Annotated in this window: 12 protein-coding genes; 7 read left to right on the top strand and 5 right to left on the bottom strand. The window is 62.4% G+C overall.

From position 1 onward, the window contains the following. Positions 1 to 16: 16 nt before the first annotated feature. Positions 17 to 1600 (bottom strand): peptide chain release factor 3, encoded by a 1584-nt coding sequence (locus CXQ80_RS04105; protein WP_101316735.1) that lies wholly within the window; start codon positions 1598 to 1600, stop codon positions 17 to 19. A gap of 512 nt (positions 1601 to 2112) precedes the next feature. Here CXQ80_RS04105 and CXQ80_RS04100 point away from each other — a divergent pair. From CXQ80_RS04100 to CXQ80_RS04080, 5 genes are all read left to right on the top strand, one after another. Beyond that, positions 2113 to 2799 carry an ABC transporter permease gene (locus tag CXQ80_RS04100; RefSeq protein ID WP_219860630.1) on the top strand — a complete coding sequence of 229 codons (687 nt, stop codon included), beginning with the start codon at positions 2113 to 2115 and terminating at the stop codon, positions 2797 to 2799. A 13-nt stretch (positions 2800 to 2812) separates the two neighbouring features. Beyond that, positions 2813 to 3739, top strand: coding sequence for a glycine betaine ABC transporter substrate-binding protein (locus CXQ80_RS04095; RefSeq protein ID WP_101316731.1), 927 nt, complete (start codon positions 2813 to 2815; stop codon positions 3737 to 3739). Further along, complete coding sequence (locus CXQ80_RS04090) at positions 3736 to 4389, top strand: ABC transporter permease (protein ID WP_101316729.1); 654 nt, start codon at positions 3736 to 3738, stop codon at positions 4387 to 4389. Before CXQ80_RS04095 ends, CXQ80_RS04090 begins: the two co-directional genes overlap by 4 nt. Then, entirely contained in the window at positions 4386 to 5543 is a 1158-nt protein-coding gene (locus CXQ80_RS04085; protein WP_101316727.1) for a betaine/proline/choline family ABC transporter ATP-binding protein, read from the top strand. Before CXQ80_RS04090 ends, CXQ80_RS04085 begins: the two co-directional genes overlap by 4 nt. 573 nt (positions 5544 to 6116) lie before the next feature. Continuing rightward, entirely contained in the window at positions 6117 to 7280 is a 1164-nt protein-coding gene (locus tag CXQ80_RS04080) for a type III PLP-dependent enzyme (RefSeq protein ID WP_101316725.1), read from the top strand. A 52-nt stretch (positions 7281 to 7332) separates the two neighbouring features. Here CXQ80_RS04080 and CXQ80_RS04075 read toward each other — a convergent pair whose 3' ends face one another. Together CXQ80_RS04075 and CXQ80_RS04070 are read right to left on the bottom strand one after the other, a co-directional pair. After that, positions 7333 to 8085, bottom strand: coding sequence for a tetratricopeptide repeat protein (locus CXQ80_RS04075; RefSeq protein WP_101316723.1), 753 nt, complete (start codon positions 8083 to 8085; stop codon positions 7333 to 7335). A 2-nt stretch (positions 8086 to 8087) separates the two neighbouring features. After that, a complete protein-coding gene (locus CXQ80_RS04070; protein ID WP_101316721.1) occupies positions 8088 to 8768 on the bottom strand; it encodes a Fe2+-dependent dioxygenase in 681 nt (226 codons plus the stop codon). Positions 8769 to 8987: 219 nt separating this feature from the next. On the opposite strand from CXQ80_RS04070, the gene CXQ80_RS04065 reads away from it, so the two are divergent. Together CXQ80_RS04065 and CXQ80_RS04060 are read left to right on the top strand one after the other, a co-directional pair. After that, positions 8988 to 11282, top strand: coding sequence for a TonB-dependent siderophore receptor (locus CXQ80_RS04065; protein ID WP_101316719.1), 2295 nt, complete (start codon positions 8988 to 8990; stop codon positions 11280 to 11282). A gap of 103 nt (positions 11283 to 11385) precedes the next feature. Then, positions 11386 to 13941, top strand: coding sequence for a sulfite reductase flavoprotein subunit alpha (locus CXQ80_RS04060; RefSeq protein WP_101322949.1), 2556 nt, complete (start codon positions 11386 to 11388; stop codon positions 13939 to 13941). A 42-nt stretch (positions 13942 to 13983) separates the two neighbouring features. Here the strand turns inward: CXQ80_RS04060 and CXQ80_RS04055 are convergent, their stop codons facing one another. Together CXQ80_RS04055 and CXQ80_RS04050 are read right to left on the bottom strand one after the other, a co-directional pair. Further along, a complete protein-coding gene (locus CXQ80_RS04055) occupies positions 13984 to 14775 on the bottom strand; it encodes an amidohydrolase (RefSeq protein WP_101316717.1) in 792 nt (263 codons plus the stop codon). After that, on the bottom strand, positions 14763 to 15911 hold the full coding sequence (locus CXQ80_RS04050) for a pyridoxal phosphate-dependent aminotransferase (protein ID WP_101316715.1): 1149 nt from the start codon (positions 15909 to 15911) through the stop codon (positions 14763 to 14765). Before CXQ80_RS04050 ends, CXQ80_RS04055 begins: the two co-directional genes overlap by 13 nt. Between the last annotated feature and the right edge of the window lie 49 nt (positions 15912 to 15960).

Below are 15960 nucleotides of genomic sequence, written 5' to 3'. Positions count from 1 at the left end.
GGCCCCAATAATCAGATCAGTGATGTTCCCGCGTGGCGCGGAATTTCACGTCCGGCCAGCGCTCTTCCATCAGCGCCAGGTTGACCCGGGTCGGGGCGAGGTAGGTCAGGTGACCGCCGCCATCGACGGCGAGGTTTTCCACGGCCTTGGTCTCGAATTCCTCGAACTTCTTCTTGTCGTCGCAGCTGATCCAGCGCGCCGACCAGACCGTGATTGGCTCGTAGCCGCACTCGACCTTGTACTCTTCCTTCAAGCGGCTGGCGACCACGTCGAACTGCAGCACACCGACCGCACCGAGGATGATGTCGTTGCTGCGCAGCGGGAAGAACACCTGGGTCGCGCCTTCTTCGGCGAGCTGCTGCAGGCCCTGGCGCAGCTGCTTGGATTTGAGCGGGTCTTTCAGCCGCACGCGGCGGAACAATTCCGGGGCGAAGTGCGGGATGCCGGTGAAGCCTAGGCTTTCGCCTTCGCTGAAGGTGTCGCCGATCTGGATGGTGCCGTGGTTGTGCAGGCCGATGATGTCGCCGGCAAAGGCTTCTTCCAGTTGCTCACGCTCGGAGGAGAAGAAGGTCAGGGCGTCGCCGATGCGTACGTCCTTGCCGGTGCGCACGTGGCGCATCTTCATGCCCTTTTCGTACTTGCCCGAACAGATGCGCATGAAGGCGATGCGGTCGCGGTGTTTCGGGTCCATGTTCGCCTGGATCTTGAACACGAAGCCGGTGAATTTCTCTTCGACCGGCTCGACGGTCCGCTCGTTGGCTACGCGCGCCAGCGGGCGTGGCGCCCAGTCGACCACAGCGTCGAGCACATGGTCGACACCGAAGTTGCCCAGCGCGGTACCGAAGAACACCGGAGTCAGCTGGCCGTTGAGGAACTCTTCCTGGTTGAACTCGTGGCAGGCGCCTTGTACCAGCTCCAGTTGCTCAAGGAAGCGATCGTACTCGTCACCCAGGTGCGCGCGGGCTTCATCGGAGTCGAGTTTCTCGATGATCTTGACCTCGGTGCGCTCGTGACCATGGCCTGGGGTGTAGACGATGATGTAGTCGCCGGCCAGGTGGTAAACGCCCTTGAAGTCGCGGTAGCAACCGATCGGCCAGGTGATTGGCGCGGCCTTGATCTTGAGTACCGCTTCGATCTCGTCGAGCAGCTCGATCGGGTCGCGGATGTCGCGGTCGAGTTTGTTGATGAAGCTGACGATCGGCGTGTCACGCAGACGGCAGACGTCCATCAGGGCGATGGTGCGTGGCTCGACGCCTTTACCACCGTCGAGCACCATCAGGGCCGAGTCGACCGCGGTCAGGGTGCGGTAGGTGTCTTCCGAGAAGTCTTCGTGGCCCGGGGTGTCGAGCAGGTTGATCATGTGTTCGCGGTAAGGGAACTGCATGACCGAGGTGGTGATGGAGATACCGCGTTGCTTCTCCATTTCCATCCAGTCGGAGGTGGCGTGGCGGTCGGACTTGCGCGACTTCACGGTACCGGCGACGGCAATGGCCTTGCCCATCAGCAAGAGTTTCTCGGTGATGGTGGTCTTACCGGCGTCGGGGTGGGAAATGATTGCGAAAGTGCGGCGCTTCGCGACTTCGGCGGCCTGGTTGGTCATGGGAAATCGCCTGAATGGGGATCGAAAAAAGGGCGCAGATTATACCCGAAACCGCCCATAGACCCAAACACAGCCGCAGCGCCCTGCCCAGCGGCGTAAGCCATCAGCCAATGCCTGGCCAGCCGAGTTTTTTGCAGCCACACAGGCAAATGTCCACGAAGCGGCCCAGCGTAGGTATTTCAACGCCTGCAGAGGATAAATCCGCTGTTTTGTCGCGCCATAAATTGGCCGTGCCAGTGATTAACACTGGCCAACTGCCGCCGTAGATGGGAACCTTTGCGCCCCCGGAGACGTCCACCCCCTGCTGACCATTGCAGTTTGGGGCTGGTAATACCTGCATTTTCGAGCCCGACGGGGCTTGGCTAATGGCATGTCCGCGCAGCTTTGCTGAGCGCCACGCTGCTACTCGCGATCACTCTGCCCGCCGCCTGCACTGGCCGCGCTGCGCAGCACTGTTCGCCGACGACAAGAAAAGGAGTCCACCTGTGGCTAGACGCTACGGAAAAGGGCTGATGGGATGGGCCACCGCGCTTGTCATCCTGGCCCTGCTGATCCACTGGATCGGCCTCGATACGATCGCGCGTTATCGCGACGATCTGTGGTTTTACCTGCAAGCGCACCTTGTGCTGGTGCTGGCTTCGATGGCGGCGGCGTTGGCCGTGGGCATCCCCGCCGGGATTGCCTTGAGTCGACCGCACCGGGTCGACAAAGCCGAGCGCTTCATGCAGTTCTTCAACGTAGGCAACACCATCCCTCCCCTGGCCGTCCTGGCCATCGCCCTGAGTTTTCTGGGCATCGGCGCAGGCCCGGCGATCTTCGCGCTGTTTCTCGCCTCCCTGCTGCCGATCGTGCGCAACACCTACGAAGGCCTGAAAAACGTCCCCGCCTCACTCAAGGAAGCCGCTACCGGCATCGGCATGACTCCGCGCCAGCAACTCTGGCAAGTCGAACTGCCCAACGCCGTGCCGATCATTGTCGGCGGCGTGCGGGTTGCTCTGGCGCTGAATGTCGGCACCGCGCCGCTGGCGTTTCTGATCGGCGCCAACAGCCTTGGCAGCCTGATCTTCCCTGCCATTGCCTTGAACAATCAGCCACAGCTACTGCTCGGCGCGGCCTGCACGGCGGCGTTGGCGTTGTTGCTGGATGTGCTGGTGAGTTTCTCCAGCAAACGCTGGCTGGAACGCGGTCTGGCTCAATAAGTAGAGGGAACCCATGAGAAAAACCATCGCCTTGTTGCTTGGCGCGGGCCTGCTGTTGGCAGGATTTGCCCAAGCGGCGGAAAAACCGCTGATTCGCATCGGTGCCCGGGTGTTCACCGAGCAGACGGTACTCGCCGAAATCACCGCGCAATACCTGCGCGCCAATGGCTTTGCCGTGCGCGTGACCGGCGGCCTGGGCAGCAGCCTGGCGCGCCAGGCGCAAGAGACCGGCCAGCTCGATTTGATGTGGGAATACACCGGTGTGTCGCTGGTCTCGTACAACCATATCGACGAGCGCATGCCCAGTGCCGAAGCGACCTACGCCAAGGTCAAACAGCTGGACGCGAAAAAGGACCTGATCTGGCTGACCCCGTCACGGTTCAGCAATACCTACGCCCTGGCCCTGCCCAGCAAGGTCGCCGAAAAGTATCCGCAGGTGCGCAACATCAGCCAGCTCAATCAGGTGCTGCGTGACGAGCACAAGCGCAAGCATCTGGTCGCGCTGGACACCGAGTTCGCCAATCGCCCGGATGGCCTGGTGGGCCTGAAAGAGCTGTACGACCTGCAGGTCGGCCGCGCCAACATCCGCCAGATGGACGCCGGCCTGGTCTATACCGCGCTGCGCAACGATCAGGTGTTTGCCGGCCTGGTGTACACCACAGATGGTCGCCTCAACGCGTTCAATCTGACCTTGCTGGAAGACGACAAGCACTATTTCCCCGACTACACCGCTGCGCCGGTGGTACGCAAAGCAGTGCTCGACGCCAACCCGCAACTGGCCACCCTGCTCAAGCCGCTGGCCGAGCAACTGGACGACGAGACCATGCGCCAGCTCAATGCCAAGGTCGACGTCGAACACCAGAGCCCGTCGGTGGTTGCCGCTGCATTCCTGCGTGAGCACCCGCTGCCCGGCACTGCCGACAAAGAGGTACAGCCATGAGCCTGTTCGATACCTTTGCCCACCTCGACTGGGCGCTGGTGCTGCAACTGACCTGGCAGCACATCACCCTGGTCGGCATCGCGGTCAGCCTGGCGATTGTCTTCGGCGTGCCGCTGGGCATTCTGATGACACGCTTCCCGGTCCTGGCCGGCCCGCTGCAGGCCAGCGCCACGGTGCTGCTGACCATTCCCTCGATTGCCCTGTTCGGCCTGCTGCTGCCGTTCTACTCCAAGTTCGGCCAGGGCCTGGGCCCATTGCCGGCGATCACGGCGGTGTTCCTTTATTCACTGCTGCCGATCCTACGCAACACCTACCTGGCCCTGACCAACGTCGAACCGGGCATCCGTGAAGCCGCCCGCGGTATCGGCATGACCTTCGGCCAGCGCCTGCGCATGGTCGAGCTGCCGATCGCCGTGCCGGTGATCCTCGCCGGGGTGCGCACCGCCGTGGTGATGAACATCGGCGTAATGACCATCGCCGCGACCATCGGCGCCGGTGGCCTGGGTGTACTTATTCTGACTTCCATCAGCCGCAGCGACATGTCGATGCTGCTGGTCGGCGCGGTGCTGGTGAGCCTGCTGGCGATTGTCGCCGACCTGCTCCTGCAAGCCCTGCAACGTGCCCTGACTCCACGAGGACTGCGCTCATGATCGAATTGAAGAACCTCAGCAAGACCTTCCATGCCAACGGCAAGGACGTCAAAGCCGTCGACTCGGTCAACCTGACCGTCAACGAAGGTGAAATCTGCGTGTTCCTCGGCCCGTCGGGCTGTGGCAAGAGCACCACCTTGAAGATGATCAACCGCCTGATCACACCGACCTCAGGCCAGGTGTTCATCAACGGCGAGGACACCACCGGGCTGGACGAAGTCAGCCTGCGCCGCAGTATCGGCTATGTGATCCAGCAGATCGGACTGTTCCCCAACATGACCATCGAAGAGAACATCACCGTAGTGCCGCGCCTGCTCGGCTGGGACAAGCAGCGCTGCCACGACCGCGCGCGCGAACTGATGAGTATGATCAAGCTTGAACCCAAGCAGTACTTGCAGCGTTACCCGCGCGAGTTGTCCGGTGGCCAGCAACAGCGCATCGGCGTGATCCGCGCACTGGCCGCCGATGCGCCGGTACTGCTGATGGATGAACCGTTCGGCGCGGTCGACCCGATCAACCGCGAGATGATCCAGAACGAGTTCTTCGAGATGCAGCGGGCGCTGAACAAGACCGTGATCATGGTCAGCCACGACATCGACGAAGCGATCAAGCTGGGTGACAAGATCGCTATCTTCCGCGCGGGCAAGCTGCTCCAGCTGGATCATCCGGATACCCTGCTGGCGCACCCGGTGGACGACTTCGTCAGCAACTTCGTCGGCCAGGACAGCACCCTCAAGCGGCTGCTGCTGGTGCGCGCCGAGGACGCCGCCGACAACGCGCCGTCGGTCAGCCCGGAGACACCAGTGGCCGATGCGCTGGAGCTGCTCGACGAGCACGACCGCCGCTACGTGGTGGTGACCGACGCGGCGAACAAGGCGCTGGGCTATGTGCGCCGCCGCGACATGCACCGGCAACAGGGCACGTGCGCTGACTTCCTGCGGCAGTTCAACGCCACCGCTTCGCACGATGAGCACCTGCGCATCCTGTTGTCGCGGATGTACGAGTTCAACCGGGCGTGGTTGCCGGTGCTGGACGCCGAGCAGGTGTTCCTTGGCGAGGTGACCCAGGAGTCGATTGCCGCCTACCTGAGTTCGGGGCGCTCTCGCGGTGCCAAGACCAGCATCGTCTCCCCGGCCGAGACGGTGGCTTCCTGAATCAACGGGGGCGTCTGTGATCGGGCGCCCCCGCTGTAGTAACAAAAAATTTATGCTTTTTTTGGCCACTCGCAGGCGCTGACTGTGTGGCCATAAATGTGAACACTCCCTGCCTCGACGTGTGATCCAGCGAACCACTGACCAACGGTCTACAGAGCTTACTTGCGGGTTCTTGCAGTGAAATATCACCGACCTGCAATGAACACAGCTTTTCAGGGGTTCGCCGCCAGATCCCTGCCTGTTCCACAATTATTTACGTTTGAGCCTGCTCAGGAACATCTGTCGGTAATACGAGTCGGTTATTCCAGTAACTGCTCGTCGATCCGCGACGAACAGGTGGGGATTGCCTGTTGATCTTGCCTGGTTCACGCCCTAAAGTGCGCGCCGAACGTCCATGCTGGAAACGATCCATCCGGCTCAAGTACTGACGACGAGACAGCAGGCGCAACCATGCGGTTGGCCTTTTTGCTTTCGGCGACATGCCTTGGGAAGTAGGCGAACCAAAGTGGGGATACGGAGGGCGTTCAGTTTGCAGCCACTTTCTTTTTCAGTTTGCCCATGGAGTCCTTGAGCATGTCGATCCAAGTCGAAGATTATTTCGCACGTGACACCTTCCAGAAGATGAAGGCGTTCGCCGACAAGCAGGAAACCCCGTTTGTGGTCATCGATACGCAGATGATCAGCAAGGCCTATGACGACCTGCGCGCCGGTTTCGAGTTCGCCAAGGTCTACTACGCAGTCAAGGCCAACCCAGCGGTCGAGATCATCGACCTGCTCAAGGACAAAGGCTCGAACTTCGACATCGCCTCGATCTACGAGCTGGACAAGGTCATGAACCAGGGCGTCAGCCCGGACCGCATCAGCTACGGCAACACCATCAAGAAGTCCAAGGACATCCGCTACTTCTTCGACAAGGGTGTGCGCCTGTACGCGACCGACTCCGAAGCCGACCTGCGCAACATCGCCAAGGCTGCGCCGGGTTCCAAGGTCTACGTGCGCATTCTCACCGAAGGCTCGACCACTGCCGACTGGCCGCTGTCGCGCAAGTTCGGCTGCCAGACCGACATGGCCATGGACCTGCTGATCCTTGCCCGTGACCTGGGCCTGGTGCCTTACGGCATCTCCTTCCACGTCGGCTCGCAGCAGCGCGATATCAGCGTCTGGGACGCCGCCATCGCCAAGGTCAAAGTGATCTTCGAGCGCCTGAAGGAAGAAGACGGCATCGTTCTCAAGCTGATCAACATGGGTGGCGGCTTCCCGGCCAACTACATCACCCGGACCAACAGCCTGGAGACTTACGCTGAAGAAATCATCCGCTTCCTCAAGGAAGACTTCGGCGACGACCTGCCGGAAATCATCCTCGAGCCGGGCCGTTCGCTGATTGCCAACGCCGGTATTCTGGTCAGCGAAGTGGTGTTGGTTGCGCGCAAGTCGCGTACCGCGGTCGAGCGTTGGGTGTACACCGACGTGGGCAAGTTCTCCGGCCTGATCGAAACCATGGACGAGTCGATCAAGTTCCCGATCTGGACCGAGAAGAAAGGCGAGATGGAAGAAGTGGTGATTGCAGGGCCTACCTGTGACAGCGCCGACATCATGTACGAGCACTACAAGTATGGCCTGCCGCTGAACCTGGCCATCGGTGACCGCCTGTACTGGCTGTCGACCGGCGCCTACACCACCAGCTACAGCGCAGTGGAGTTCAATGGTTTCCCACCGTTGAAAGCCTACTACCTGTAAATCATAAACGGGGCCGCAAGGCCCCGTTTTTGTATGTAAACGCAGCGCTTTGCTAGCCCAGCTCCCGCTGGCGCAGCTCCTGCGCAAACACTGCCGCCTCCTCAGCCAGCAACCGTCCAGCACCTTGCAGAGTCAGCACTGCACTGCGCAGGAAGTTGACGTTGCCTTGCACCCGCGCACGCGCCAGCCAAGGCCGCGCCTCGCCCAACTGGCCACGCTCGATCAGCACCATGGCCAGGCTGAACATACCGCGAAAATCCCCAGCCTCGGCCGAGCGCTTATACCAGCGAAACGCCCGCGCTGGGCTGGCAGGGCCGGCGATGCCTTGTTCCAGGTAACGCCCATAGAGGTTCATCGATTTGGCGTGGCCCAGATGTGCAGCCTTCTCGTAGCAGGCCAGCGCCAGCTTCTGGTCAAGCTCGACACCGCGCCCGGTGGCCAGCAGGTTGCCCAGGTTGTACCAGCCCCAGTCCAGCCCCTGCGCGGCTGCGCGCTGGTACTGCACTGCTGCGCCAGGCAGGTCGGCCGGCCCGCCCCAGGCGTGCTCCAGGCAGCGCCCAAGCATGTTGTGCGCCATGCCGCTGCCGGCGCGGGTGGCAATGCTGAACCATCGCCGCGCCAGCTGCGGATCCTGCTCGATGCCGCGGCCATCGAGCAGGATCTGGCCCAGCAACAACTGCGCCTCACTGACGCCCTGCCCGGCCGCTGCCAGGATCGCTTGGGCGGCCTTAGCGGGGCTGGCTTCGAGCATGGCTCGCAGCGCTGTGACATCCACGACCTCATCGCGGCGCAACGTATAGGACATGTTCAGACCTCTGCCCAGCGCCGCAGCAAGTTGTGATAGGTGCCGGTCAGTTGCAGCAGTGAAGGGTGATCGGGCAGGTCAGCACTGAGCTGCTGAATGGCATTGTCCATCTCGAACAGCAGCGCCCGCTGGCTGTCTTCACGGACCAGGCTCTGAGTCCAGAAGAACGCCGCGTAGCGCTCACCGCGAGTGACCGGGTTGACCTTGTGCAGGCTGGTGCCGGGGTACAGCACCATGTGGCCTGCGGCCAGCTTGATCTGCTGCGTGCCATAGGTGTCCTGAATCACCAGTTCGCCGCCGTCATAGCTGTCCGGGTCACTGAGAAACAGCGTCGCTGACAGGTCGGTGCGCACTCGCTCGGCGCTGCCCTTGGGCTGGCGCAGGGCATTGTCAATGTGAAAGCCGAAGTTGCCACCCTCGCGATAACAGTTGATCAACGGCGGGAACACCTTGTGCGGCAGGGCCGCAGACATGAACTGCGGGGTCTGCCAAAGACGCTCGATGAGGGCGCTGCCGATTTCCTTGGCCAATGGATGCGCCTCTGGCAGCTGCAGGTTGTGTTTGGCCTTGGCCGATTGGTGGCCTGCGGTGACCTTGCCATCGGCCCAATCTGCCTGCACCAGCGCTTCACGAATCCGCAAGAGTTCATCGGCGGCGAACAAGCTAGGGATGTGCAGCAGCATGGAAATGGACCGGGTCGGGACTAGGGCGCCAATGGTATTGATTCCCTTTTACTCACGGCAAGCCCTTTCGCCAGGCCCTGACAATGAGACCGGAGAAAATGCAGAGTTAAATTGTAAAGAATGTAAATTTGTACCGAATGGTAATATTTCTCAATTGTGACTTACAATTGCTTACATTACTCTTCGCGGCCTTCACACCTTGGGGAAGGTCATAAAAAAATGCGCCACGTGCCGTCTGCTGTAAGTTCACCACGCCTGCTCGCCTCAGCCATTGGCGTTGCCCTCAGTGCTTCGTCTGCCTATGCCGCAGAGCCCGCAGCCATCACGCTCGACGCGACCAGCGTCAACGGCAAGGCAGAACAGGCCGCAACCGAGTACAAGGTCGACAAAGCCTCGTCGCCCAAGTACACCGCGCCGCTGGTGGACACCCCGCGCTCGGTAACCGTGATCCCGCAGCAGGTGATCAAGGAAACCAACGCGCTGAGCTTGCAAGACGCCCTGCGCACCGTCCCGGGGATTACCTTCGGTGCCGGCGAAGGCGGCAACCCCCAAGGTGACCGGCCGTTCATCCGCGGCTTCGATGCCCAGGGTGATACCTACCTGGACGGCGTGCGCGACACTGGCGCGCAAACCCGGGAAATCTTCGCTGTTGAATCGGTGGAAGTGGCCAAAGGGCCGAACTCGGCTGTTGGCGGGCGTGGCGCCGCCGGCGGCACCATCAACCTGGTGAGCAAGCGCGCGCACCTGGGCAACTCGCTGGACGGTGCCTGGACCTGGGGCAGTGACCAGACCCAGCGCTACACCCTGGATGGCAACTACCAATTCAGTGACAGTGTTGCCGGGCGCCTCAACCTGATGACCCACGAGAGCAACGTCGCTGGCCGCGACAAGGTCAATTACGACCGCTGGGGGGTCGCCCCGTCGCTGGCGTTTGGCCTGGGCACGCCAACCCGGGTCAACCTTGACTACTACCACCTGGAAAGCGACGACCTGCCGGACTCGGGAATCCCCTATTCGATCCCGACCGCGGGCAGCAACGCGCGCACCTCGGCCCACCCGAGCAAACCGGATGACGGTGGCGACAGCGACAACTTCTACGGCCTGACCGGGCGTGATTTTCGCAAGAGCCGGGTCGACATCGCCACCTTCGCGATCGAGCATGACCTGACCGACGCGCTGACCATCAAGAACACCCTGCGTCATGGCAACAGCATGCAGGACTACATCCTCACGCAGCCCGACGACAGCAAGGGCAACGTCAACAACGGCAGCGTCTGGCGCCGCGCCAACACCCGAGTTGGCAACACCGCTACCACAACCAACCAAACCGATCTGTTTGGCGAGTTCTACCTGGGCGGCATGAAGAACAGCTTCTCCACCGGCATTGAGCTGAGCCGGGAAGAAAGCCAGCGCTCGTCTTACAACGTCAATACCAACACCGGCGGCGCAACAGCCTCTACCTGCACCCCGGGCCTGATCGGCCCTAACAGCGGCTACAACTGCACCTCCCTGAGCAATCCCAACCCGGACGATCCGTGGAACGGCACCATCGCGCGCAACTATGCTGGCACTGACACCAAGAGCAACACCCGCGCGCTGTATGTGTTCGACACCCTTGAGCTGACGCCCCAGTGGCTGCTCAACATGGGCGTGCGCTATGACCACTTCGACACCCAGTACCGCGGCTATACCGCCTCTGGCGCTACCGCCGTCAACAGCAAGGGCGTTGCATCCAAGGGCAGTGACACCAGCGAGTTCATCACTGGCCAACTGGGCCTGGTGTGGAAGCCCGCCGAGAACGGCAGCATCTACGTTTCCTACGCCACCTCGGCAACCCCACCCGGCGCGCAGTTGGGCGAGGGCTCCGAAGGCAACCCGCTGGGCAACACCACCGACCGCGCCGGCAACCTGTTGGCCAGCGACATGCAGCCGGAAGAAACCACCAACTACGAACTCGGTACCAAGTGGGATCTGCTCGACGAGCGCCTGTCGCTGACCGCCGCTGTATTCCGCACCGAGAAGGAAAACGCCCGCGTTCAGGTCAACACCACCACCTACGAAAACATCGGCGAGACCCGCGTGCAGGGCGTCGAACTGTCGGCCAGTGGCAAGCTCAGCGACAAATGGCAGGTGTTCGCCGGTTACACCTACATGCAGGCCCGCCAGATCGACGGCGGCGCGCTGGGTGCGGTCAACGACGGCAATCAATTGCCGAATACGCCGAACAACAGTGCCAGCCTGTGGACCACCTACGCCCTTACGCCAAAGCTGACCGTGGGTGGCGGCGCCTTCTACATGGATGATGTGTACGGCAACGTCGCCAACACCACCATGGTCGACAGTTATGTGCGCTATGACGCGATGGCTGCGTACAAGCTGAGCAGGAACGTCGATCTGCAGTTGAACGTACAAAACCTCACCAACGAGGTGTACTACGACAAGGCGTTCTCTACTCACTTCGCCAACCAGGCAGCCGGACGCACAGCGTTGCTGACCACCAGCTTCCATTTCTGACGCAGCAATCGCCAAGCCCCGCTCACGCCAGTGAGCGGGGCTTTCGTGTAGCAAGGCATAATGCCTGCCGGTTGAGTTTGCGCAGCAAGACAAGGTGATCGACGTGCTGAAGAAGTCGCTGTTTCAATTGCACTGGTTGTTTGGCATCACGGCCGGGCTGGTCTTGGCATTGATGGGTACCACCGGGGCGATCTGGTCGTTTCAGGAAGAACTGCTGCGCCTGTTCAATGCCGATGTGCTCAAGGTGCAGGTGCGCGCCGAAGGCGTGCTACCACCGGCAGAGCTGGTGCGGCGGGTCGAAGCGGCACACGGCGACAAGGTCGCGATGCTGCGGGTCGACACCCGCGAGGGCAATGCCGCACGGATCTTCTTCACCGCGCCACCCGGTCAGCGCCGCGGTGAGATGCGCTATGCCGACCCCTACACCGGCGAGATCAAGGGTGAGGTCGCCGGCCAAGGCTTCTTCGACCTGATGCTCAGCCTGCACCGGTTTCTCGCCATGGGCGAAAGCGGCCGGCAGATCACCGGTGCCTGCACCCTGATGCTGATCTTTTTCTGCCTGTCAGGCCTGTATCTACGCTGGCCCCGCAAAGCGCTGAACTGGCGCACCTGGCTGACCCTGGACTGGGCGAAGAAGGGCCGTGCGTTCAATTGGGACCTGCACGCCGTGTTCGGCACCTGGTGCCTGCTGTTCTATCTGCTGTTTGCCTTGACCGGTCTGTCATGGTCGTACGAATGGTACAGCCGAGGGCTGAACAAGCTGCTCGGCGACGCCCCGGCTGCGGGCCAGCAGCACAAGCGTGGCGAAGGCGGTGGCCGCCGTGGCCCGCAGTCGGTCAACCAAAAGGCCCCGCCGCTGCGGGTCGACTACGATGCCATCTGGAGCAACCTGCAGGCTGCGGCCGGGCCCGGCCTGGCTGGCTACAACCTGCGCCTGCCGCCGGTTGGCGGGCAGCCGGCGACGCTGTTCTATCTGCTGGACGATGCCGATCACGAACGCGCCTTTGACACCGTCACCCTCGACCCGGCTACCGGCACGTTCACGCGCATCGAGCGTTATGCCGACAAGTCGCTCAGTGCTCAGCTGCTGCAAAGCATCTATGCCCTGCACGTGGGTAGCTATTTCGGCTTGCCCGGGCGAATCATCGTCACCATCGCCAGCCTGTGCATGCCGCTGTTCTTCATCACCGGCTGGCTGCTGTACCTCGACCGCCGGCGCAAGAAACGCCAGATCCGCGCGGCCCGTGGCAGTGTCGACAGCACCAAGTCGGCAGGTGACAGCTGGTTGATAGGGTTTGCCAGCCAGAGCGGCCTTGCCGAGCAATTGGCCTGGCAGAGCGCCGGCCAGCTCCAGGCGGCAGGCCTGTCGGTGCAAGTACGCGCCTTGGCCGAGCTGGGTGAAGATGACCTGCGCCAGGCACGCCGGGCGCTGTTTGTAGTCAGCACCTTTGGCGATGGCGAGGCACCCGACAGCGCCCGTGGTTTCGAGCGCAAGATACTCGGCCAGGCATGGCCGCTGGAGCATCTGGACTACGCCCTGCTCGCCTTGGGTGACCGCCAGTATCAGCACTTCTGTGGCTTTGCCCGGCGCTTGCAGGCATGGCTTGCCGAGCGCGGCGCCAGCAGCGCATTCAGCCCGGTCGAAGTCGACAACGCCGACCCGGCCGCGCTCCAGCACTGGCAGCAGCAACTCGCGCAGTTGACCGGCGCCAGCGCCGTCAGCGCCTGGCAAGCGCCCGCCTTCAACAGCTGGACCCTGACCGCGCGCAGGCTGCTCAATCCTGGTAGCCAGGGCCAGCCGGTGTACCTGCTCGACCTGCAATCCGAGCAGGCGGTGCGCTGGGATGCAGGCGATCTGGTGGAGGTATTGCCGCGCAATGCCCCCGCCCAGGTTCAAGCGTTTATCCAAGGCCTGGGCCTGAATCTGGATACCCCAGTACAACTTGAAGGTTCGCGCGAAACCCTGGGACAGGCATTGGGCAGTCGGCAATTGCCGGTCAGCCGCGAGCATCTGGTCGGCCTGCACGCGCAGGCGGTTATCGATGCGCTGGTGCCGATCGGCACGCGTGAATACTCGATCGCATCGATTGCCAGCGATGGCGTGCTGCAGCTGATCGTGCGCCAGCATCGGCACACTGACGGCAGCCTTGGCCTGGGCTCAGGTTGGCTGACTGAGACGCTGCCCCTGCAAGGCTCGCTGAGCCTGCGCCTGCGCCGCAACAGCAGCTTCCACCTGCCAGTGGCCCCAGCACCGATGCTGCTGATCGGCAACGGCACCGGGCTGGCCGGGCTGCGCAGCTTGCTCAAGGCACGTATCAGCGAAGGCGAACAGCGCAACTGGCTGCTGTTCGGCGAGCGCAATCGCGCCAGCGATCTGCTCTGTGCCGATGAACTGCAAGGCTGGCTTGCGCGTGGTGAGCTGCGCAAGCTGGACCTGGCGTTCTCCCGTGATCAGGCTGAAAAGGTCTATGTTCAGGACTTGCTGCTGGCTCAGGCCGACGAGGTGCGCCGCTGGGTCGCCGACGGCGCCTGCATCTATGTGTGCGGCAGCCTGCAGGGCATGGCCGCGGCAGTCGACGCGGCGCTCAGGGGCATCCTCGGCGAGGCCATGCTGCAACAGCTGGTAGAAGACGGTCGCTACCGACGCGACGTGTACTGAGTCGGTCGAACGGCCGGAGTGCTATGCCCCGGCCGGCAACGCTCAATGCAGGTCGAAGGTATCGGCATCCAGGTTGGCCGGGAAACGGCTGCGGTACGCCGCCAGTTCCGCCGCGCGCAGCTCGACGGTGAATACGCCGTCCGCTTCGCCGGCACTGAGCAGGCTCTCGCCCTGGAAATCCAGCACTTGGCTGTCGCCTGAGTAGGCAAAGCCTTTGCCGTCGGTGCCGACCCGGTTGACCGCCGCCACGAAGCACAGGTTCTCGATCGCCCGCGCCGGCAACAGCCGGTTCCAGTGCAGCCGCCGCGCTGCCGGCCAGTTGGCGGTGTACAGCAGCAGGTCAGTGTCATGGGCATCGCGGCTCCATACCGGGAAGCGCAGGTCATAGCAGATCAATGGGCGGACCCGCCAACCCTTCAGCTCGAACTGCACCTGGCGCTCGCCCGGGGTGTAGTGCTTGTGCTCGCCGGCCATACGGAACAGGTGGCGCTTGTCGTAGTGCAGGATTTCACCGTCCGGGCGCGCCCACAGCAGCCGGTTACGGTGGCTGCCGTCAGCGGCCTGGATGATCACGCTGCCGGTGATTACTGCGTTGAGCTTCTTCGCCTGGGCCTTGAGCCACTTGGCGGTCGGGCCGTTCTCGGGCTCGGCGAGGCGCTCGGACTCCATCGAAAAGCCGGTGGTGAACATCTCTGGCAAAATCACCAGGTCAGGGCTGCCGACTTGCTTGAGCAACTCTTCGAAATGGGCGTAGTTGGCCTCGCGGTCATGCCAGGCCAGCGTGGTCTGCACCATGGCAATTTTCAGGTTGGGCAGTGCGGTCAGATCGCGCATAGTTTCTCCGCTGCCTGCTGCAGCGTCTCCTCTCGTTTGGCAAAGCACAGGCGGATCAAGCGTTGTTGCGGGACTGGCGTCTGGTAGAACACCGACACCGGAATACTCGCCACGCCATGCTCGCGGGTCAGCCACAGGGCCATGTCGACATCGTTCAGATCAGGGCGGATGGCGCTGTAGTCGACCAACTGGAAGTAGGTGCCTGAGGTACGCTCGAAGCTGAAGCGTGAGCCTTGCAACAGATCGCAGAACAGATCGCGCTTGGCCTGATAGAAGCCCGGCAACTGCTCGATGTGCTCAGGGTGTTCGGCCATGAAGTCTGCCAGCGCGCACTGCAGCGGCGTCACTGCGCAGAAGTTGACGTACTGGTGTACCTTGCGCAGCTCGGCGCTCAATTGCGGGGGCGCGATCACGTAGCCGGTCTTCCAACCAGTGACATGGTAGGTCTTGCCGAACGAGCTGATGACGAAGGCGCGCTGATAGAGCTGTTCATGAGCCAGCACGCTGGCATGCGCCACGCCGTCGTAGATCAGGTGCTCGTACACTTCATCGCTGACCAGGTAGATATCGCGGTCGGCAATCAATCCCGCCAGCTGGTCGAGATCGGCACGGCTGATCAAAGCTCCGCTGGGGTTGTGCGGCGAATTGAGCACGACCATGCGCGTGCGCGGCGTGAGGGCATCGCTGAAGCGTTGCCAGTCGATGGCAAAATCGTCGTTGCTCAGCGGCACATGCACGCAGCGCCCGCCGGCCAACTCTACCGAAGGCTCGTAGCTGTCGTAGCACGGGTCGAAAACGATTACCTCGTCGCCCGGATTGATCACTGCCTGGATCGCGCAGAAGATCGCCTCGGTGGCGCCTGGCGTGATGGTGATTTCCTGCTCGACATCCACGCTAACCCCATACAGCCGAGCCACCTTCGCAGCCACTTGCTGGCGCAGGGCCGGCAGGCCGGTCATGGGCGCGTATTGATTGTGCCCGGCGGCCACGTGCCGGCCTACGGCATCCAACAGCGCCTGCGGGCCGTTGAAGTCGGGGAAGCCTTGGGACAGGTTGAGCGCGCCGGTTTGCACAGCCAGCTGCGACATGGTGGTAAAGATGGTCGTGCCGACGTTCGGCAATTTGCTGCGGATCATGAAGCCCTCTTTCCTGGGGGTATCCGGCACGGACTGGAGTCCGAGCATA

This window comes from Pseudomonas sp. 02C 26, from assembly GCF_002843585.1.
GTDB lineage: Bacteria > Pseudomonadota > Gammaproteobacteria > Pseudomonadales > Pseudomonadaceae > Aquipseudomonas > Aquipseudomonas shirazensis.
The sequence above is the reverse complement of the archived record's forward strand: the minus strand, read 5'-3'. Positions and strand labels throughout refer to the sequence as shown.

Coding starts and splice junctions, on each gene's coding strand:
- CXQ80_RS04105 (WP_101316735.1), bottom strand. CDS start 1,600: ATGACCAACCAGGCCGCCGAAGTCGCGAAGCGCCGCACTTTCGCAATC.
- CXQ80_RS04100 (WP_219860630.1), top strand. CDS start 2,113: ATGGGATGGGCCACCGCGCTTGTCATCCTGGCCCTGCTGATCCACTGG.
- CXQ80_RS04095 (WP_101316731.1), top strand. CDS start 2,813: ATGAGAAAAACCATCGCCTTGTTGCTTGGCGCGGGCCTGCTGTTGGCA.
- CXQ80_RS04090 (WP_101316729.1), top strand. CDS start 3,736: ATGAGCCTGTTCGATACCTTTGCCCACCTCGACTGGGCGCTGGTGCTG.
- CXQ80_RS04085 (WP_101316727.1), top strand. CDS start 4,386: ATGATCGAATTGAAGAACCTCAGCAAGACCTTCCATGCCAACGGCAAG.
- CXQ80_RS04080 (WP_101316725.1), top strand. CDS start 6,117: ATGTCGATCCAAGTCGAAGATTATTTCGCACGTGACACCTTCCAGAAG.
- CXQ80_RS04075 (WP_101316723.1), bottom strand. CDS start 8,085: ATGTCCTATACGTTGCGCCGCGATGAGGTCGTGGATGTCACAGCGCTG.
- CXQ80_RS04070 (WP_101316721.1), bottom strand. CDS start 8,768: ATGCTGCTGCACATCCCTAGCTTGTTCGCCGCCGATGAACTCTTGCGG.
- CXQ80_RS04065 (WP_101316719.1), top strand. CDS start 8,988: ATGCGCCACGTGCCGTCTGCTGTAAGTTCACCACGCCTGCTCGCCTCA.
- CXQ80_RS04055 (WP_101316717.1), bottom strand. CDS start 14,775: ATGCGCGATCTGACCGCACTGCCCAACCTGAAAATTGCCATGGTGCAG.
- CXQ80_RS04050 (WP_101316715.1), bottom strand. CDS start 15,911: ATGATCCGCAGCAAATTGCCGAACGTCGGCACGACCATCTTTACCACC.